At 67.2% G+C, this 17,878-nt stretch carries 23 protein-coding genes; 3 read left to right on the top strand and 20 right to left on the bottom strand.

The genetic code is table 11. The annotated features are described in order from the left end of the window. Window positions 1–4 precede the first annotated feature (4 nt). The 4 genes from G6N43_RS28590 to G6N43_RS28605 are packed head-to-tail and all read right to left on the bottom strand — an operon-like array spanning window position 5 to window position 2,336. Entirely contained in the window at window positions 5–496 is a 492-nt protein-coding gene (locus G6N43_RS28590; protein WP_083150562.1) for a pyridoxamine 5'-phosphate oxidase family protein, read from the bottom strand. A gap of 19 nt (window positions 497–515) precedes the next feature. Then, complete coding sequence (locus tag G6N43_RS28595) at window positions 516–827, bottom strand: hypothetical protein (protein WP_083150563.1); 312 nt, start codon at window positions 825–827, stop codon at window positions 516–518. 44 nt (window positions 828–871) lie between these two features. Further along, window positions 872–1,492 (bottom strand): TetR/AcrR family transcriptional regulator, encoded by a 621-nt coding sequence (locus G6N43_RS28600; protein ID WP_083150564.1) that lies wholly within the window; start codon window positions 1,490–1,492, stop codon window positions 872–874. Next, window positions 1,479–2,336: an oxygenase MpaB family protein gene (locus tag G6N43_RS28605; protein WP_083150565.1), complete on the bottom strand. Its 858-nt coding sequence runs from the start codon at window positions 2,334–2,336 to the stop codon at window positions 1,479–1,481. The genes G6N43_RS28600 and G6N43_RS28605 overlap by 14 nt, the downstream gene beginning before the upstream one ends. Before the next feature lie 137 nt (window positions 2,337–2,473). Here G6N43_RS28605 and G6N43_RS28610 point away from each other — a divergent pair, with 137 nt between their 5' ends. Then, the gene (locus G6N43_RS28610) at window positions 2,474–3,871 is read left to right on the top strand and encodes a WS/DGAT/MGAT family O-acyltransferase (protein ID WP_083150566.1); all 1,398 of its coding nucleotides are present in this window, start codon (window positions 2,474–2,476) and stop codon (window positions 3,869–3,871) included. Between the two features lie 9 nt (window positions 3,872–3,880). On the opposite strand, the gene G6N43_RS28615 is transcribed toward G6N43_RS28610, so the two are convergent. The 9 genes from G6N43_RS28615 to G6N43_RS28655 form a co-directional block, all read right to left on the bottom strand. Continuing rightward, window positions 3,881–4,117 carry a hypothetical protein gene (locus G6N43_RS28615; RefSeq protein WP_083150567.1) on the bottom strand — a complete coding sequence of 79 codons (237 nt, stop codon included), beginning with the start codon at window positions 4,115–4,117 and terminating at the stop codon, window positions 3,881–3,883. Further along, the gene (locus G6N43_RS28620) at window positions 4,114–4,605 is read right to left on the bottom strand and encodes a transport-regulating membrane protein Mce1N (protein WP_083150568.1); all 492 of its coding nucleotides are present in this window, start codon (window positions 4,603–4,605) and stop codon (window positions 4,114–4,116) included. Before G6N43_RS28620 ends, G6N43_RS28615 begins: the two co-directional genes overlap by 4 nt. Beyond that, a complete protein-coding gene (locus G6N43_RS28625) occupies window positions 4,602–4,985 on the bottom strand; it encodes a hypothetical protein (RefSeq protein ID WP_165761861.1) in 384 nt (127 codons plus the stop codon). Before G6N43_RS28625 ends, G6N43_RS28620 begins: the two co-directional genes overlap by 4 nt. A gap of 20 nt (window positions 4,986–5,005) precedes the next feature. Further along, complete coding sequence (locus G6N43_RS28630) at window positions 5,006–5,422, bottom strand: hypothetical protein (RefSeq protein WP_083150570.1); 417 nt, start codon at window positions 5,420–5,422, stop codon at window positions 5,006–5,008. Next, window positions 5,419–6,399, bottom strand: a complete 981-nt coding sequence (hemB, locus tag G6N43_RS28635) for a porphobilinogen synthase (RefSeq protein WP_083150571.1) — start codon at window positions 6,397–6,399, stop codon at window positions 5,419–5,421. The genes G6N43_RS28630 and hemB overlap by 4 nt, the downstream gene beginning before the upstream one ends. 9 nt (window positions 6,400–6,408) lie before the next feature. Then, complete coding sequence (locus tag G6N43_RS28640) at window positions 6,409–8,085, bottom strand: bifunctional uroporphyrinogen-III C-methyltransferase/uroporphyrinogen-III synthase (RefSeq protein ID WP_083150572.1); 1,677 nt, start codon at window positions 8,083–8,085, stop codon at window positions 6,409–6,411. Window positions 8,086–8,092: 7 nt separating this feature from the next. Continuing rightward, window positions 8,093–9,022: a hydroxymethylbilane synthase gene (hemC, locus tag G6N43_RS28645; protein WP_407664930.1), complete on the bottom strand. Its 930-nt coding sequence runs from the start codon at window positions 9,020–9,022 to the stop codon at window positions 8,093–8,095. Window positions 9,023–9,073: 51 nt separating this feature from the next. Beyond that, window positions 9,074–10,417 (bottom strand): glutamyl-tRNA reductase, encoded by a 1,344-nt coding sequence (locus G6N43_RS28650; RefSeq protein ID WP_083150573.1) that lies wholly within the window; start codon window positions 10,415–10,417, stop codon window positions 9,074–9,076. A gap of 90 nt (window positions 10,418–10,507) precedes the next feature. Beyond that, a complete protein-coding gene (locus G6N43_RS28655) occupies window positions 10,508–10,762 on the bottom strand; it encodes a glutaredoxin family protein (RefSeq protein ID WP_083150574.1) in 255 nt (84 codons plus the stop codon). Between the two features lie 38 nt (window positions 10,763–10,800). Between G6N43_RS28655 and G6N43_RS28660 the strand changes: the two genes are divergently transcribed. Both G6N43_RS28660 and G6N43_RS28665 read left to right on the top strand, forming a co-directional pair. Further along, window positions 10,801–11,703 carry an HAD family hydrolase gene (locus G6N43_RS28660; RefSeq protein ID WP_083150575.1) on the top strand — a complete coding sequence of 301 codons (903 nt, stop codon included), beginning with the start codon at window positions 10,801–10,803 and terminating at the stop codon, window positions 11,701–11,703. 63 nt (window positions 11,704–11,766) lie between these two features. Then, window positions 11,767–12,306, top strand: coding sequence for an FAS1-like dehydratase domain-containing protein (locus tag G6N43_RS28665; RefSeq protein ID WP_083150576.1), 540 nt, complete (start codon window positions 11,767–11,769; stop codon window positions 12,304–12,306). A gap of 80 nt (window positions 12,307–12,386) precedes the next feature. Here the strand turns inward: G6N43_RS28665 and G6N43_RS28670 are convergent, their stop codons facing one another. The 7 genes from G6N43_RS28670 to G6N43_RS28700 all read right to left on the bottom strand — a co-directional run bounded on the left by G6N43_RS28670 (window position 12,387) and on the right by G6N43_RS28700 (window position 17,871). Further along, on the bottom strand, window positions 12,387–13,457 hold the full coding sequence (locus tag G6N43_RS28670) for a lysophospholipid acyltransferase family protein (RefSeq protein ID WP_083150577.1): 1,071 nt from the start codon (window positions 13,455–13,457) through the stop codon (window positions 12,387–12,389). Window positions 13,458–13,495: 38 nt separating this feature from the next. Continuing rightward, a complete protein-coding gene (locus G6N43_RS28675) occupies window positions 13,496–14,584 on the bottom strand; it encodes an SDR family oxidoreductase (RefSeq protein ID WP_083150578.1) in 1,089 nt (362 codons plus the stop codon). A gap of 29 nt (window positions 14,585–14,613) precedes the next feature. Then, window positions 14,614–14,715: a 30S ribosomal protein bS22 gene (locus tag G6N43_RS28680; RefSeq protein ID WP_003402602.1), complete on the bottom strand. Its 102-nt coding sequence runs from the start codon at window positions 14,713–14,715 to the stop codon at window positions 14,614–14,616. Window positions 14,716–14,872: 157 nt separating this feature from the next. Then, window positions 14,873–15,130, bottom strand: a complete 258-nt coding sequence (locus G6N43_RS28685; protein ID WP_083150579.1) for a helix-turn-helix domain-containing protein — start codon at window positions 15,128–15,130, stop codon at window positions 14,873–14,875. 139 nt (window positions 15,131–15,269) lie between these two features. Continuing rightward, the gene (gene proC, locus G6N43_RS28690) at window positions 15,270–16,142 is read right to left on the bottom strand and encodes a pyrroline-5-carboxylate reductase (protein ID WP_179967940.1); all 873 of its coding nucleotides are present in this window, start codon (window positions 16,140–16,142) and stop codon (window positions 15,270–15,272) included. Window positions 16,143–16,172: 30 nt separating this feature from the next. After that, window positions 16,173–17,000, bottom strand: coding sequence for a thioesterase family protein (locus tag G6N43_RS28695; RefSeq protein ID WP_110810344.1), 828 nt, complete (start codon window positions 16,998–17,000; stop codon window positions 16,173–16,175). Window positions 17,001–17,025: 25 nt separating this feature from the next. Next, window positions 17,026–17,871, bottom strand: coding sequence for a sugar phosphate isomerase/epimerase family protein (locus G6N43_RS28700; protein WP_083150581.1), 846 nt, complete (start codon window positions 17,869–17,871; stop codon window positions 17,026–17,028). Between the last annotated feature and the right edge of the window lie 7 nt (window positions 17,872–17,878).

Genomic DNA, 17,878 nt, shown 5'->3' on the forward strand with positions numbered 1-17,878 from the left:
TTCATCACTCAGAGCCTGAGGACCAAGTGAGGGGCGCACCTTCACCCTTCGTCATGACCGTTCCGGCCATCGCCCGCAGCCGATACGGGGCGAGGCGCAGCACGGCGAAATCGTCGGAGGTCGGTCCGTCGACCCAGTGCGGAATGATTCGCGGGTCGTAGCCGACCGGCGCAGGGGCTGTGGCGAATTTGTCCCAGACCGCAGTGCGGGTCTCGTCGTCGAGGTACCACTCGACCAGGCATTCGGCGCTGCACGTGTCATGGGTGGGCGCCCAGTAGTTCAACGACATCTGCGGGTGCACGGCGAGGTGGGCCTTCTTCACCGGGCTGGGCACCGTCGCGATCCACCCGAACAGGTCCGTCCCGTCCCACTCCCAGATGGGGTGCAGGACGCGGCTACGCGGATGACCGTTGGCATCGACGGTGGCGGCCGACGCCCACACGATCGAATGGGCCATCTCGATGAAGGCCGGCGCAATCTGCTCGAGAGAGGTCACGCCGGAACTCTACGCGGCCTTACGGCTTGCCCTTCTCGCTCTGCTCGCTGAACTTCGGATTGCCGTCGTCGTCGATCCAGTCGTTGACCGCGGTGCCCGATACTGCGCCGTCGGTGCCCGGCATGGTGACGGTGGGACGGTCCTCCTCGTAGTCCTTGCGCATTTCCTTGGCTTTGTCCCGGTGCTCGTCGGTGATCTCCGGCTTCTCGGTGGGTTCCGGTGGATCGGGAGCATCGACGACGTTGTGGTGTTCGTCGGTTTGCGGCTCGGCGTCGCGCTGCTCCTGTGTGCTCTGCAGCTCGTCTGTGACCTGCTGTGGTTCGGTGCTCATACCTAGGGACTAACCCCTGATGTGATCCACCAAACAGAGCTTTGCTAACCAGCTAACACCGACCGAAGTGCGACCGGCAGGCTTGGCAGGAAGTGCCGAGTGGCGAAAGCGCGGATGTCGTCCGCGGTCTCCAGGGGTTGCGCGGCGGGCAGCAGCAGCACCATTGCCGCGTAGCGCAGGATCGTGTCGGCGAACTCGTTGACCGTCTGCTCGCCGATCCGCTCGGCGAAACCGGCCGGGAAGATGACGCGCAACGCCTCGGCCATCCGGACGATCGCCGCGCCGTAGTGCGCCCCCAACAGATCGAGGACCAGCGCGGGCTCGTCCCTGATCATCCGGTCCAGCACCCGATGCCTGCGGAACTTCAAGATCGCGAGGGTGAATGCTTCGACGTAGTAATTCGACTGCGGACCAGCCTTTTTCAGCTCGTTGGCGATGTCGGCGAACAGCGTCGCGTTCTCACGTTCGATGACGGCGGAGACAAGCTCGTCCTTGTTGCGGAAGCGCCGGTAGATGGTCGTGCGGCTGATTTTTGCGCGGCGTGCGACGTCGTCGAGCGCAACCCGGCGGAACCCGTGTTGTTCGAACTCGACGATGGCGGCGTCGAGGATGGCTTCCGTCGTGGACGACGAATCAGGCACGGTCGTGGGGTCAGCCCCTCGCATAACCGGTCTGAGCGAAGCCGTTGTAGCGCAACCGCATTGGCAGATGATCCCACACCCAGTTCACCGGCCGGGAACGCCAGAACGCGGCGAAGCGCTGATATCGACGCTCTTGGCGCTCGCTCCACGGCAGACCGAGCAGGTCGCGGGTCCGCGGCGGCATTCCCCCGGTGGTCAGGAAGGCCGCAACCGGGTTGAACACCGGCGCGATCATGCGCCACGCGAGAGGCGGAATTCCCTTGGGGCACGGGAAACCCTTGGTGACATAGCCGACGCCGTACTTCGCGGTCGGATGCGCGACGACGATCTCGTCGATCATCCGGTTCCAGTAGCGCTCGAACTCGTCGTAGTCGGCGGGCATCGGCCGCTCACTGACCCCGTAGCGGCGATACCAGGTCTTCGACTCGAGGTAGATCTGTTCCTTCTCCTCGCGGGTCAGCCGCTTGACGAAGGTATCGGCGAAGTAGAGCACCTGGTCGACGAACGTCGCGTGGGCCCAGAAGTACGTGTCGGGATCCAGGGCGTGATAGCGCGACCCGTCGGGCATCTCGCCCTTGATGCTCGTGTGGAAGTCACGGACCCGGGTGCCCTCGTTGTCGTCGTCGGCGCCGTAGACCGTCATGAAGATCGGCGGCAGTGACCGCTTGACCCGTGCCGCGGTGTCGGCGAAGAACACCGAATGGTCCAGCACCCCCTGGCCGAGCTCGGCGAGCATGTTCTGCAGCACGGCCGGCCGCGGACCGATCAGGTACATGCGGTTGTCCCCGAAATACCGCCAGACCAGCGATTGCGGGCCCAGCGGCAGAGCATCGAGCGTCTGTTCGGCGTTCTCCGCCAAGTCAGTCATGTGCAACAGTGTTACAAATTTCGCACTTTGTACCAACCTCTTGTGAGGGGGCTCACGCGCGAAGTGAAACGACGGCTGCGGAAACCACGTTCTCGATGACGCTTCGGTGCTGCGCTGCGCCGCCTACCCTCGACAGGGTGAGTGGCACCCGCAAACGTCTCAGCCCGCAGGACATGCTCTTCCTATACGGCGAAACCCCGAGTTCGATGATGCACGTCGCGGCGCTGATGCCGTTCACGCCTCCTCCCGATGCGCCACCGAACTATCTGCGCCAGATGTTCGAGGACACCCGCGACCTCGAAGTGGTGACGCCGTGGAATCGCAAGCTGGCCCACCCGCGGATGCTGTACCGGCCGGACCAGGCGTGGGTGGTCGACGACAAGTTCGACATCGACTACCACGTCCGCCGGTCGGCGCTCGCGAGTCCGGGCGACGAACGCGAGTTGGGCATCCTGGTCTCGCGGTTGCACAGCCATCCGATCGACTTCACCCGCCCGCCATGGGAACTGCACTTCATCGAGGGCCTCGAGGGTGGCCGCTTCGCGATCTACATGAAGATCCACCACTCACTGGTCGACGGCTACACCGGAACGAAGATCTTGCAGCGCAGCATGACGACCGACCCGTCGCTTCGCGGGCAGCCGCTGTTCTTCAACGTCTCGCCGCCCTCGCGGCCGCGCAGCAGCGAGCCGGGCCCGTCGCGCAATCCATTGACCAGCCTGCTCGGTGCGGCCGTCGGCAGCACCCGGTCGCTGCTCAACGTCGGAATGGCGTTGTACAACACACAGATTCGCGGTGACGACGAGTACGGGCAGATCGCCACTTCATTGCAGGCCCCGCATTCGATCCTCAACGGCCATATCAGCCGCAATCGCCGATTCGCCACGCAGGTGTACCCCCTCGAGCGTCTGAAGACGATCGGCATCAAGCACGGCGCCACCGTCAACGACGTCGCCCTGGCCATCATCGGTGGCGGCCTTCGCGCGTTCCTCTCCGAGCTCGGCCAACTGCCCGAGAAGCCGCTGATCGCCTTCCTTCCGGTCAACATTCGTCCCAAGGACGACGTCGGCGGCGGCAATGCCGTCGGCACGATCCTGGTCAGCATGGGCACCGACATCGCCGACCCGGTCGAGCGGCTGCAGTCGATCACCACCGCGACGAAGGTGACGAAGGCGCAGCTGCAGAACATGTCGCAGACCGAGGCGCTTGCCTACAGCGCGGCACTGATGGCGCCGTCGGCGTTGCAGGTGACCAGCGCGATGACCGGCATCACCCCGCCGGTGCCGTTCACCTTCAACCTGTGCGTCAGCAACGTCCCCGGCCCCAAGGAGACGCTGTACCTCAACGGCAGCCGGCTGGAGGCCACGTATCCGGTGTCCATCCCGATGCACGGCATGGCTCTCAACGTCACGCTGCACAGCTACGCCGACATGCTGAACTTCGGGTTCATCGGATGCCGCGACGCCCTGCCACACCTGCAACGGCTCGCGGTGTACACCGGCGAAACCCTCGACGAGCTGGAAAAGCTGGCCTGATCGCGGGTGTCAGCCCCGCCGCAGCCGCGTCACACCCAGTACCGCCAACACGCCTGCCACCGTGGCCAAAAGAAGCGACAGCGTCAGCAGCGGCGGACTGTAGACGAGCGACGTGGTGAACGGCTCGCCCTCGATGATCGGCGGCACCTGCACCGTCGACATCGAGGCCATCCAGCTCAGCACGGAACCGACCGTCGCCGCGAACGCGAGCGCCAGTTGAACGATTCCGCCAGGGCGGGCTCTCACGAAGCCGACTCCGGCGGAATGCGCTCCTCGACGAGGCGGGTGAGCTCGGTACGCAGCCGCTGGTGCTTACGCGCCCACGCCTGGGCGCTGCGGTCGTTGGTCAGCTTCAGGCCGATGCCCTTGCGTCCGCGCGGCACCCCCGTGAGCTCACCGAGTGCGCGCGACGACTGCCATTTCGGCGGTTCTGGACCACTGGGCTCGGGATAGATGCGCACGATTTCGTCGATGCTGAGCCGTTCCTCGCCTTGGCGCAGCTGGTCGGGCGTCAGCTCGACCGAGGTGTGGATCCGGGCCGCCTTGACCTGGATCGCCAGAAACCCCGTGACGAGAACGAAGAAGATCCCCGGCACCAGCCACTGGATGCCGTACCCGGCCGACAGCTGGATCAACGCCATCGCGATTCCCGCGCCGGGACCGGCCAGGAGCCACCACCAGCTGGCCCCTTGCTCGTAGAACAGGACCTGCCGCGGCGTACTGGTTTCCGTCACTGGGTTTCCTCTTGGTCGAACCACTCCTGCGCGGACGGCCGCATCATCAGGACGGCACCGACCATAGTCAGAATCATCACCAGCAGCCAGATCGGACCGCGGCTGAAGACCGCGAAGAGGGCGAGCACCACCACGATCGCCAGCGCGAGCGCGATCCCCGCGCGCCGAAACTGTGCATGCCCGACGCGGGCCCGGCCGGCCAGAAAGCCCAGCGCGAGGCCCGACGCGGCGAACAATCCCCCCAGGCCGCGGAACAGCGTGGGCAGTCCGTCGGGCGCGAACGCGAGCAGCAGCCCGAACGCCACCAACATCACCGCGGCTGCCGCCCAACACAAGAATCCGGCGGTGACGACGCGCGGTCGTGCCTGGGGAGCTGTCATGGTCGGGTCAGCCTAGCGTCTCAGCGCGTGAAGTATTCGTGGGCGTCTTTGCGGTGCAGCAGGAACACTCCGCCGGCGATCAGCACCGCTCCGAGGATGCCGGTGATCGCGTAGGTCAGCGCCGCCGCGGTGGGTCGCTCAACGGTGAACAGGTTGCTCGCGACGTACACGATCGTCGCGACGCCACCGCCGGTGAGCAGCGTGCGGGCCCAGCGATAGCCGTGACGCATCAGAATCTGGAAGGTCAGCACGACCGCCGTCAGGATCACCACGAAGAGCACTGAGATCGCGAGGACCGGACCCGGCAGCTGCCTGGCTGGGCTGGTGAACATATCGACGATCTGCCCGATGACCAGTAGCGGTAGCGACGCCACCCACAGCCAGAACCCGGTGTCGACGTCCACCGGCCGGGTGGCGGGTTCGACCGGTGCCGTCACGCCAGCCAGCCGGCGACGTCGGCCGCCCAGTACGTCAACACGATGTCGGCACCCGCACGCCGGATTCCGGTCAGCGTCTCCAGCGCCACGGTCTGCAGATCGATCCAGCCGTTGGCGGCCGCGGCGCTGATCATCGCGTACTCACCGGAGACCTGATAGGCCGCGACGGGCACCGGCGAGATGTCGGCGGCCGCGCGCACCAGATCGAGATACGCCATCGCGGGCTTGACCATCACGATGTCGGCGCCTTCGTCGATGTCGAGTTGCACCTCGTGCAGCGCCTCGCGCGCGTTGCCCGGATCCTGTTGGTACGTACGGCGATCGCCGCGCAGGCTGGATGCGACCGCCTCGCGGAACGGGCCGTAGAAGCCCGAGGCGAATTTCGCGGCGTACGCCAGGATCACCGTGTCGGTGTGCCCGGCAGCGTCGAGGCCGGCACGGATGGCTGCGACCTGACCGTCCATCATGCCGCTCGGGCCGACGACGTGTGCGCCCGAATCCGCCTGTGCGACAGCGAGTTCGACGTACCGGGCGTTGGTGGCGTCGTTGTCGACCCTGCCGGTGGCGTCCAGGACGCCGCAGTGGCCGTGGTCGGTGAACTCGTCGAGGCAGGTGTCGGCCATCAGCACGGTGTCTTCCCCGAGATCCTTGGCCAGGTCGCGCAACGCCACGTTGAGGATGCCGTCCTCGGATACGCCGATCGACCCGCTGGCGTCCTTGTCCTCATCGCGCGGCACGCCGAACAGCATCAGACCGCCGACCCCTGCGGCGACGGCATCGGCGGCGGCGCGGCGCAGCGAGTCACGGGTGTGCTGCACGACGCCGGGCATCGATGAGATGGGCCGCGATTCCGAAATGCCGTCGGCGACGAACATCGGCAGCACGAGATGCCTTGGCTCCAGCGATGTCTGCGCGACCAGGCGACGCAGCGCAGGCGTCGACCGAAGCCGGCGGGGTCGATGGCTGGGGAAGGCCACGGTCGGCTCCTAGCGGCGGCGGCTCTTCTTACGCGGCGGCGGCAGCGCCCCCTCGGCGCGCAACCGGGCCGCGTGTTCGGCAAGTGCCTCGACCAGCGGACCCACCGCGGCGACCTCGGGCTGCACGTCGACGCGCAGGCCGAATTCCGCTGCGGTTTCGGCGGTCTTGGGCCCGATGCATGCCACGATCGTGCGCGCATGGGGCTTGCCCGCGATGCCGACAAGGTTGCGCACCGTCGAGCTCGAGGTGAAACACACCGCGTCGAAGCCGCCGGTCTTGATCATCTCGCGGGTGTGCGCCGGCGGCGGTGCCGCGCGCACGGTGCGGTATGCGGTGACGTCCTCGATCTCCCAGCCGCGCTCACGCAGACCCTCGGCCAACGTCTCGGTGGCGATGTCGGCGCGCGGCAGCAGCACCCGGTTAACCGGATCGAAAACGTCGTCGTAGGGCGGGAACTCGTCGAGCAGGCCCAGCGACGACTGCTCCCCGGCAGGCACGAGCTCGGGATTGATACCGAAGGCCCGCACCCGATCGGCGGTCGCCTGACCGACGCAGGCGATCTTCACTCCGGAGAACGCGCGGGCGTCGAGGCCGAACTCGTTGAACTTCTCCCACACTGCCTTCACCGCGTTCGTGGAGGTGAACACCACCCACTGGAACCGGCCGTCGACGAGACCCTTGACCGCGCGCTCCATCTGCGCGGGGCTGCGCGGCGGTTCGACGGCGATGGTCGGCACCTCGATCGGCAATGCGCCGTGGGAGACCAGCCGTTCGCTCATCTCGCCGGCCTGGTCCTTGGTGCGCGGCACCAGCACGGTCCAGCCGTACAGTGCGCGGCTCTCCCACCAGTTCAGTTTCGCCCGGTTGGCGACGGTCTTACCGATCGTCACCACCAGCGGTCCCGCCAGCGGCCCGGCCGGTTCACTACCCGCAAGTGTGGCCTTGTCGAGCAGGCCCGCGAGCGTCGTCTGTACCGAACGCTGTTGGCACGTAGTGCCGTTCGCGGTCACGACGGTGGGTGTGGTGTCGGCCAGCCCGTGCTCGATCAGGGTGCGCGCCGAGTCGGGCAGATGCGACGCGGTGGCGCGCAGGATCAGCGGGCCCGGCGCCGCGGCCAGCGACTCCCAGTCGACCTCGCCGCGGACATCGGCGACAGTGTGCGCCGAGCCGAGCGGAAGGCCCGCATACGTGGGCACCGCCGTGGTGTCGGGCAGACCCGGAACGATCTCGAAATCCAGATGCGTCTTCGCCAGCGCCGTCACCTCGGCGATCACCGCGTCGACCGAAAGCGGGTCGCCCGCGACCAGTCGCACGACGTCGACACCGGTACGAGCCTCGGCCACCAGCGTCTTGGCCACCTCGGCCGGATCACCAAGTGCGGGCCGGATGTCGGGGCCGCCCGAGATGGTCGGCAGCTCGACCGGCGCAGCCGCGTCGGGTCCGTCACCGTCGGTGGCGGCTTGCGGGGCCTCAGCGGGTTCGGGGCCGGATGGCGGCGGCAGCTCGGAGCCCGCAAGGGCGAGCACGGCTTCCGGTACGTCGGGGTCGGTGAACACCAGGGCGGCGGTGCCCAGCACGGTGCGGGCCCGCGTCGTCAGCAGGCCGGGGTCACCCGGGCCTGAACCGACGAACGTGATGCGGCCCGGCTTCGGCTTGCGGACTCGCCCGCTCCCATGGCCTGTCATCTATCACTCACCTCTGCTCTGTGCGATCCATGAGCTCGCGCGCCCCGAGTTCGAACAACTCGTCGGCCACCGAGAGCCCCAGCTCCCGTGCCCGATCGGTCGTCCCGACCCCGGACGCGCGGATCACGTCGGATCCGTCCAGCGCCGCCACGCAGCCGCGCAGCGACACCTCTTCGAAGACTCGGCCGTCCTCGTCGATGGACTCGACCACCTCGGCGATCGCACCCACCGGAGCAGAACAACCCGCCTCCAGTGCGGAGAGCAGGGCCCGTTCAGCGGTGACCGCTGCGCGGGTGTCGGCGTCGTCCAATTCCGACAGCAGCGCGGCGAGCTCGGTGTCGCCTGCGCGGCACTCGACCGCAAGCGCACCTTGAGCTGGCGCTGGCAACATCTGCACCGGCTCAAGAGTCTCGGTGACATCGGCCAGTCGTCCGATGCGGGCCAGACCCGCCCGGGCGACGACGATGCCGTCGAGATCACCGTTGCTAACCCTGTTCAACCTGGTATCAAGGTTGCCTCTTAGGGGGCGGATTTCCAAACCGAGACCCAATGCACTAAGCTGCGCGGCTCGTCGCGGGCTCGAGGTCCCGATGACCGAGCCCGCTGGCAACTCCCCCAGGACCAGTCCGTCGCGTGCCACCAGAGCGTCGCGGGGGTCCTCGCGCGGGGGTATCGCGGCGATCTTGAAGCGGGGGTCGGGCGCGGTCGGCAAATCCTTGTAGGAGTGCACGGCCATGTCCACCTCGCCCCGGTCGATGGCCTCACGGAGGGCGGCGGTGAAAACGCCGATCCCGATCTCGGCGACGGGTTGGTCGGAGCGGTCGCCCTCGGTCGACACGATGACGAGTTCGGCGGCGTGCCCTCTGGAGATCAATTCGTCTCTGATGACACCGGCCTGTGTGGTGGCGAGCAGGCTGCCGCGAGTGCCAATCCGGATGGGTCCCTGGGGGTAGGAGCTCAGCGACTCGGGGGAAGGTCTAGTCAAGCTCTACTCGGACTTGTCGAGATCGGTTGTGATCAAAGGCAATTCGCTCGCCGCGACGGCATCGACGGCCTGCTGGTCGAGCTCGAAGAGCTCCCGCAGCGCCTCGGCGTAGCTGTCGCCCCCCGGCGCGCTGGCGAGCTGCTTGACCCGCACTGTCGGGGCGTGCAGCAGTTTGTCGACGACGCGCCGCACGGTCTTGGCGACCTCGTCGCGCTGCGCGGCATCAAGGCCCGGCAGTCGGTTGTCGAGGCGCAGCAACTCGGCCTCGACGACGTCGGCGGCGCGCTGCCGCAACGCGGTGACGGTGGGGGTGACCTCGGCCATCCGCTGGCCGGCCAGGTAGTTGGCGACCTCGGTGGCGACGATCGCGCGGGCGGCCTCGGTGTCGGTCGCCGCGGCCCGCGCCGACGGTTCACGCTGGATCCGGTCCATGTCGACGACGTAGACGTCGGGCAGCCCGGCGACGGCGGGGTCGACGTTGCGCGGCATGCCGAGGTCGCAGATCACCAGCTGTTTGGGCGCGTGGCCGTGCGCCAGCCCGCGGTGCACGTCGGCCAGCGATACGACGGGACGGACGGCACCGGTGCAGCTCACGACGACGTCGGCGTCGGTCAGCGTCGGAGTCAGATGGTCGAACGGGAACGCCTCGGCGACCACCCCGAGCTCACGGACCTTCTCGGCGAGCCGCTTGGCCCTCGGCAGCGACCTGTTGACGACGTGGATGCGCGCGACGCCCGCCTTGACCAGGTACTTGGCTGCCAGCGACCCCATCGCGCCTGCGCCGATGACGACCGCGCTACGGTCCGTTAAGGTGCCGAGCTTCGCCGCGGCCATGTCGAGCGACACCGACACCACCGAGGCACCTGCGGCGTCGATTCCCGTCTCGGCGTGCACCCGCTTGCCGACGGACAGGGCGCGCTGCGACAGCTCGTGCAGCGTGCGGCCGACGGTGTTGTTGGCTTCGGCGGTGGCGTACGCACGTCGCACCTGACCAAGCACCTGCTGTTCGCCGACGACCGCGGAGTCCAGACCGCTGGCCACCGCGAACAGGTGCTCGACGGCCGCTTCGGCGTAGCGCACGTAGGCGTATTTCGTCAGGTCGTGCAGGCCCATCCCGGAGTGCTCGGAGAGCACCTGCCCGATGACCGACAGCCCGCCGTGGAACGCCTCAACGACGGCGTAGACCTCGACACGGTTGCAGGTGGACAGCACCATGGCTTCAGTCACCAACGACGACTGCAGCACCTTCTCGACGATCTTGGCCTGTTCAGCCTCATCGGTGCTCAACTGCTCGAGGACCGACACCGGCGCGCTGCGGTGCGAGACCCCGAAAAGCAGCACGCTCACGGCTTGTCCACCAGATCTCACCCCGTCGCTTCGCTCGCCCCAGGAACGTCCTCCAAGGTAGCCGCTGACCTGCTGGGCCACCAAATTTGTTCAGCTGCTCAGGTCGGCTCGCAACCTGGGTTCATCGACTTCCCAGTAGCTGTGCTCGGCGCCGTCGAGCAGCACCACCGGCAGCCGGTCGCCGAACTCCGCCCGCAGCGCCGGATTGCCCGCGGCAGCGGCGGCGTCGACGTCGGTGACCGTCAGCTCGAAACCCAGCTCGCCGGCCAGCTCGCCGAGCCGTGCCGCGGCCCCGGTACAGAGCGTGCAGCCCGCCCGTGTGAGCAACTCAACCCGCCTGTGCATCCCGCAAGTATCGTCGCACGGTGACCTAGGCTGAATTCGTGTCCGATTCCGACGTCATCCAGCCTCACGCGGGTGCTGACGCCGACGATCAGCGGCTCGCGGGCGAGGCCAGCGCGAGCGCTGCCGTAACCGACCTGAGCGCGGCCGTCACACCGCCCGCGCCGCCGCCCGATCTGACCGCGGCGGCCTTCTTCGATGTCGACAACACGCTGGTGCACGGGTCGTCACTGATCCATTTCGCGCGCGGCCTGGCCGCCCGCAAGTACTTCACCTACAAGGACCTCGGCCGATTCGCCTACGCGCAGGCCAAGTTTCAACTCCTCGGCCGGGAGAACAGCGACGACGTGGCCGAGGGCAAGCGCAAGGCGCTCGCATTCATCGAGGGCCGGTCCACCGCGGAGCTGATGGAGTTGGGCGAGGAGATCTACGACCAGATCATCGCCGACAAGATCTGGCCGGGGACGCGCGCACTGGCGCAGATGCACCTCGACGCCGGTCAGCAGGTGTGGCTGGTCACCGCGACGCCCTATGAGCTGGCCGCCACCATCGCCAAGAAGCTCGGCCTGACCGGTGCGCTGGGCACCGTCGCGGAGTCGGTCGACGGCGTGTTCACCGGCCGGCTGGTCGGCGACATCCTGCACGGCGCGGGCAAGGCCCACGCAGTGCGCTCGCTGGCGATCCGCGAGGGCCTGAACCTGCGGCGCTGCACGGCGTATTCGGACAGCTTCAACGACGTGCCGATGCTGTCGCTGGTGGGTACGGCCGTGGCGATCAATCCGGACGCCGACCTGCGCGACCTCGCCCGGGAGCGCGGCTGGGAGATCCGGGACTTCCGCACGGCGCGCAAGGCCGCGCGCATCGGTGTGCCGTCGGCGCTGGCACTCGGCGCCGTCGGCGGTGCGCTGGCGGCTATCGTGTCGCGGCGCCAGGAGGGCCGCTGATCCGCCGGAGCGGCAGAGCCGCGCTGATAGGCTCGCGCCGCCCGTACGAAACGAAGAGAAGCCATGGCTATCGCTGAAAACATCATCGGAACCCACTACCGCTACCCCGACTACTTCGAGGTCAACCGGGAGAAGATCCGTGAGTTCGCGCGCGCGGTCAAGGACGACCACCCGGCGCACTACAGCGAGGAAGCCGCCAAGGAGTACGGCCACGACGCGCTCGTCGCGTCACTGACCTTCCTGGCCGTCGCGGGCCGTCGAGTGCAGCTGGAGATCTTCAATCATTTCGATGTGCCGATCAACATGGAGCGAGTGTTGCACCGCGACCAGAAGCTGATCTTCCACCGGCCCATCCTGGCCGGGGACAAGCTGTACTTCGATTCCTACCTGGATTCAGTCATGGAGTCGCACGGCGCGATCCTCACCGAGATCCGCGGCGAGGTCACCGATGCCGAGGGCAAGCCGGTGATCACGAGCATCGTGACCGTCATGGGCGAGGCCGAGAGCGACTCGGAGGCCGACGAGGTGAGCGCGCAGATCGCCGCCGCGCGTGATGCCGCGATCGCGAAAATGATTGCTGGGCAAAGCTCTAAGGACAGCTAGCCGCTTTCCCGGCGAGCAGACGCGAAAACCCCCTAAACAACGTGTTTTAGGGGGTTTTTACGTCTGCTCGCGAAGTGGCGCTATCCGAGGAACGCGTTTCGTCTATTGGCCAACAGCTGGTACAGCGTCTGCTGGATGGTTTCGCGGACGTGGTCGGTGAGCTCGAACGTCACCATCGGATCGTCGGCGGCCGCCTCGTCGTAGTCGGCGGTGTAGATGGGTTCGCCGAACTGGATGTGCCACTTCGAGGGCAGCGGTATCAACCCGACGGGCCCCGCCAACGGGAACAGCGGGGTGACCGGGAAGTACGGCAGCCCGAGCAGGCGGGCCAACAGCTTGACGTCGGCGACCATTGGATAGATCTCTTCCGAGCCGACGATCGAGCACGGCACGATCGGCGCCCTGGTCCGCAGAGCAGCCGAGACGAACCCGCCGCGACCGAATCGCTGCAGCTTGTAGCGGTCCTTGAAGCGCTTGCCCAGACCCTTGTAGCCCTCGGGGAAAACGGCGGTCAGCTCGCCCGCGGCCAACAGTCGGTGCGCGTCGGACGTGCATGCCATGGTGTGGCCGGCCTTGCGCGCGGCCTGCCCGACCACCGGCATGCTGAAGACCATGTCGGCGGCCAACAGACGCAGATCGCGATTCGTCGGGTGGTTGTCGTGGACGGCCACCGATGCCATCAACCCGTCGAAGGGCAGCACCCCGGCGTGGTTGGCGACCACCAACGCGGCGCCCGTCTCGGGCAGGTTCTCGATACCGCTCACCTCGACCCGGAACCACGACTTGAAGAGCACGCGCAGCAAAGGCAGGAAGATTGCGTCGTTGAGGTGAGAATCGAACCCGAACTCGTCGACCGTGTAGTCGCCCATCATCCGCTTGCGGATGAACTCCGCGGCGGCACCGATTCGCTTGGCGAGCTCGGTGGGCGTCTCGTCAGCGGCTGCCGCACCCGAACCGGTGCCACGAATCTGGTCGATTTCATGGACGACCGCGGCGATCTGCTCGGCAGAAGCGTGCGGTCCGCCGTCCGAGAGCAGGGAGGGATGTCGACGGGAACTCTCCGCGCGCGCGGCGGCGGCGCGCCGGGCCGCTGTTGATCGGCCCGAATTCGAGTGCAGCGGAATAACTTTGGCCTTCGAATCACCCGCCACGTTGATTCCCTCTCCCCCACCCGATATGGATTGCTGGCCTATCTTCCCCATCGTTGCGCCACAGACACGGCGCGGCTCTCCAATGAGCGTACCCATTTCGGGTCGATGATCGGAGTCAACCCGCGACCCCGGACGTAATCGTCGAATGCTTCCAACGTCGTCCACTTCGGGTTGTACCCAAGCTCGTTGCGCATCCGCGTCGTGTCCATGACGCGCCCATAACTCAGGTAGTCAAGCTGCTCGCGATCGACTTCAGTGTAGCGAGTCGCGCGCCATAGCGAATCCACAGCGGACAACGCCGACCGCGGCACGGGCAGCGGCACGCGGCCCGAGCGCCGGATGGCCTGACTCATCATGATGATGCCCGCCGCGCCGATGTTGAACGTGCCCGGAACGCCCGCGATCGTGGCACGCTCCAGCGCGCCGAGTGCGTCCTGTTCGTGCAGCAGCTGCAGCCGCGCATCGTGCCCGATGATCGTCGGCATCACCGGACCCGCGAGATAGCGCGACAGCGCGGTGTCCATCGCAGGGCCGATCATGTTCGCCAGTCGCAGGATGGTGACCGAGATGTCGGGCCGGCGTCGGCCCAGCCCGCGCGCGTAGCCCTCGATGTCGATGCTGTCGCGGGCGAAGCCCTCGCCCGGTGGCCGCCGCGCGGTGCTGGTCTCGGTGAACATGACCGGATCGTGCGGGTGCGAGCCGTAGACCTCGGATGTCGACTTCACGATCACCCGGCGCACCGACGGCGCCTTCTGACAGGCGGCGAACAACTGGATCGCGCCCATCACGTTGAGTTCCTTGAGAGTGGCACGCCCACCGGAGCGCGGCACGTAGGACGCCGCGGCAGCGTGCACGACGGTGTCGACCTCGCCGTTGCGGATGACCTTGGCGATGAACGGGTTACGGATGTCGGCGCGCACGAACTCGGCGCGGCCCATCCTGCGCAGCAGATCCTTGCTCGGCGCGATCGCGTCGACGGCGATCACGTGGTTGATCAAGGGATTCTGGGCCAGCCGGGCCGTCAGATACCCGCCCAGGAACCGGCACGCGCCGGTGACCAGCACAACCTTGGGGTAGCCGGCGACATCGTCTGACGAGCGGTCTGAAGAGCGACCCTCAGAATCCATCCGGTCAGCCTAGCGACGAAGCGAGAGAACTACTTGCCGAGTTTTCTGCGCTGGACCCTGGTGCGCCGAAGCAACTTGCGGTGCTTCTTCTTCGACATGCGCTTGCGCCGCTTCTTGATGACTGAACCCATGGACTCCGCTACCTAGATGTATTTGTGCACCTACATGCACCACGACGGTCTGTGCACTCCGCGCACGTGACTCGACCTGTCACCTTACCTGGGCGGACCGGGTAACTAAAAAACGCGTGACGGTGGTCAGGCGACGGAGGGCGACCGGCGCTGGCGATCAGCCTGCGTCGAAGTACGAGCTTTCGAGCATGTCGTGCACTGCCTTGGCGTGTACCCGGAACGAGCGGCCGACACGCACCGCGGGCAGCTCTCCGTTGTGTACCAATCGATATACCGTCATCTTGCTGACCCGCATGAGACTGGCCACTTCAGCGACGGTAAGGAATTGAGCACGTGGCGGCTGGCCGTCGGAAGCGGCGTTGTCTCGCTTGCCGCTTGCCGAATCGCGCCCCGATGGCCCGTTCATAGACGTCATCGCAACCCAATCAGTTCAGGCACGGGCAGTTCCAGCGGCTTCCCCACCGCTGGCACAGACTCGTGCTTACACGAGGAGAATAGCGTGGCGGATGGGGTTACTGCGACGGGTGTGGGCTAATCAATTTGAATTGATTGAACTACGCAGATGTAATTCCTAGCTGCTCAGAGCGCGTTTTTGCAGCTTCCACCGCTGCCGCGACCGCGGCCCGCAAACCGCCCCGCTCGAGTTCTCGCAGACCAGCGGCGGTGGTACCCCCGGGCGAGGTAACTGTCGCGCGCAGCTGGGCGGCGGTGGTGTCGATCGTCGCCCCGAGCGCCACATCGCCGGTCGGCTCCGACTTGTCGAGGCGCTCCAGCAACATCGCGGCCGAGCCAGCCATCGTCTGAACGACGAGATCGGTCGCCACCGACCGCGTCAGACCGACCGCCACACCCGCGTCGACCAAGGCCTCGACCATCAGGAAGAAGTACGCCGGGCCCGACCCGGAGACCGCTGTGACGGCGTCGAGCTGCGATTCCGGCACGGTGAGCACACCGCCGACGGCGTCGAAGATCGCCGACACCGCCTTGAGGTGCTCCGGGGTGGCGAATCGACCCGGCGCCAAGGCGCTCACGCCGCCGCCGACAACAACGGGAGCGTTGGGCATCACCCGGATGACGGGCGACCCCGCGGGTAGTTTGTTCTCGTAGAACGCCGCCGTGACGCCGGCCGCGACAGTCACGAAAACCTTTTCGGCGGTGTCGGTTTCGGCTCGGGCGGCGGCATCGGCGATCTCGGCGACCAGGCCCTCCACGTCGAACGGCTTCACCGCGACGATCACGTAGGTGGCGGTGTCGACCGCGTCGCCGACCGTCGTGACCAGCACCGAGTACGTCTCCGACAGGTACTTGGCCCTGTCCGGGTCCTTCTCGGCGACCACGAGGTCCTTGACCTGCCGTCCGGCGCGCAACATGCCCGACAGCAGTGCCTCACCGATACTTCCACCACCGATGATCGCGATTCTGGCCATGCGGGCAAGCATTCCAGACGCCGCGACCGGTTACTGCGCGGGCGGCACCAACGCCAGCTGGCGGCTCTGCACGACGATGCGGCCCTCACAATCGACGACGATGTGGTCCTCGTCGAACCAGTCCTGGCCGATCTGCACCGTCGTGCACAGCACCCGCAGCCAGCCGTCGGCCGGGAGCGCCCGCAGATAGGCGGTCAGTTGCACCGTGGGCGCCCAACCGAACCTGTTGACCCCGAAGGTCACCGGAGCCGACACGTCGCCGCACAGCAGCGCGAAGAGCACGTCGGGAGCCACTCCCTTGGGCCGTACCCAGTACTCGATCACCGGCGGGCCGCCGTCGGCGCGGGGCGCCATCGTGGTCAGCGACGGACGGATGTCGCAGCCGTGCGCGAGGTGGACGATGTCGGCCATCGGATGGCCCGCACCGATCTGCTCCAGCCCGGGTGGCGGATCGGGCTGCATCAACGGCACCACCGGGTTGACCGACAGCAGCGGGGGAACGTGATGCTCCGGTTCGCCGAGCGTCACCGCTGCCCGCACCGCCGTGCGGTCCCCCTGCGTGAGTTCGACGTCGATCAGGCTTACCCGACGCCCACGCTTGCGCACCGTCGTGATCATGCGCATCGGCCCGGGATCGGGCGCCCACAGGAAGTTTCCGGACACCGCGATCGGCTGCGCGCTGTCGTCGTCGGCGCCTGCCCAGTGTTCGGTGCGCGCGGCGTTCGCGCACAGCGCGAGCATCGCCCCGCCGTGCACCTTCTCGCCGATGGTCCAATGCTCGTTCAGCTCACCGTCATACACGCCGTCGCCGGCACTGGTCAGCTTCATGGCGTCGGTGAACAGGGTTGATCTCGGCACGTATTTCCTTATGTTGTAAGCGATTTCAGCGCAGCAGGTGTTGGCGGGCGAACTGCAGCGACTCGACCAGCAGCGCCTCCCGCTCCGCGGCCGTCCGCGCCCCCGATGTGGTCACCTCGAGGATCACATGCCCGGCGAAGTCGCTGGCGGCCAGCATCTCGCAGACCTCGACGGTGGGCTGGGTGCCCCGGCCCGGGACCAGATGTTCGTCGGTCGACGCACCGCTGCCGTCGCACAGATGCAGATGCACCAGGCCATCGCCCATGCGGCGGGCCATCTCGAGTGCGTCGGTGCCCGCGGTCGCGGTGTGCGACAAGTCGAGCGTGTAGTGCGCGTGGTTACCGTCGAGCGGGTCGTAGGACGGCGCGAACGCCGAAATGCCCGGCCCCGGCTTGCCTCCGCGCTTGCGCATGCGCTCGATGGACGTCTGGCCGGCGCCGAAGAACCGGTCGGCGCGGAAGGGGAACATGTTCTCCACCGCCACCATTACCTCGCTGGACGCCTCGAGTTCGGCGACCTGCTCGGTGAACCCCTCGGCGTAGCGGCGTTGCCACCGGAACGGCGGATGGACCACGACGGTCTGCGCGCCCAGTTGTTCGGCGGCGCGCACGCTGCGCTCCAGTTTCGGGATCGGGTTGGCGCCCCACACCCGCTGCGAGATCAGCAGGCACGGCGCATGCACCGAGAGCACCGGCATGTCGTACCGCTCGGACAGTTCGGCGATCGCATCGATGTCCTGCGAGACGGTCTCGGCCCACACCATGAGCTCCACACCGTCGTAGCCGAGTTTCGCCGCGTACTCGAAGGCGGCCTCGGTCCTCAGGGGATACACCGAGGCCGTCGAAAGACCGACCTTGATCGCGGGGCGCACGTTGTCT

The sequence above is a fragment of the Mycolicibacterium moriokaense genome (assembly GCF_010726085.1).
Lineage (GTDB): Bacteria > Actinomycetota > Actinomycetes > Mycobacteriales > Mycobacteriaceae > Mycobacterium > Mycobacterium moriokaense.

What these genes read in the sequence shown, in the direction of transcription:
- G6N43_RS28595 (WP_083150563.1), bottom strand. Translation starts at nt 827, where the DNA reads ATGAGCACCGAACCACAGCAGGTCACAGACGAGCTGCAGAGCACACAG.
- G6N43_RS28600 (WP_083150564.1), bottom strand. Translation starts at nt 1,492, where the DNA reads ATGCGAGGGGCTGACCCCACGACCGTGCCTGATTCGTCGTCCACGACG.
- G6N43_RS28605 (WP_083150565.1), bottom strand. Translation starts at nt 2,336, where the DNA reads ATGACTGACTTGGCGGAGAACGCCGAACAGACGCTCGATGCTCTGCCG.
- G6N43_RS28625 (WP_165761861.1), bottom strand. Translation starts at nt 4,985, where the DNA reads ATGACAGCTCCCCAGGCACGACCGCGCGTCGTCACCGCCGGATTCTTG.
- G6N43_RS28640 (WP_083150572.1), bottom strand. Translation starts at nt 8,085, where the DNA reads ATGACAGGCCATGGGAGCGGGCGAGTCCGCAAGCCGAAGCCGGGCCGC.
- G6N43_RS28655 (WP_083150574.1), bottom strand. Translation starts at nt 10,762, where the DNA reads ATGCACAGGCGGGTTGAGTTGCTCACACGGGCGGGCTGCACGCTCTGT.
- G6N43_RS28665 (WP_083150576.1), top strand. Translation starts at nt 11,767, where the DNA reads ATGGCTATCGCTGAAAACATCATCGGAACCCACTACCGCTACCCCGAC.
- G6N43_RS28675 (WP_083150578.1), bottom strand. Translation starts at nt 14,584, where the DNA reads ATGGATTCTGAGGGTCGCTCTTCAGACCGCTCGTCAGACGATGTCGCC.
- G6N43_RS28680 (WP_003402602.1), bottom strand. Translation starts at nt 14,715, where the DNA reads ATGGGTTCAGTCATCAAGAAGCGGCGCAAGCGCATGTCGAAGAAGAAG.
- G6N43_RS28685 (WP_083150579.1), bottom strand. Translation starts at nt 15,130, where the DNA reads ATGACGTCTATGAACGGGCCATCGGGGCGCGATTCGGCAAGCGGCAAG.
- proC (WP_179967940.1), bottom strand. Translation starts at nt 16,142, where the DNA reads ATGGCCAGAATCGCGATCATCGGTGGTGGAAGTATCGGTGAGGCACTG.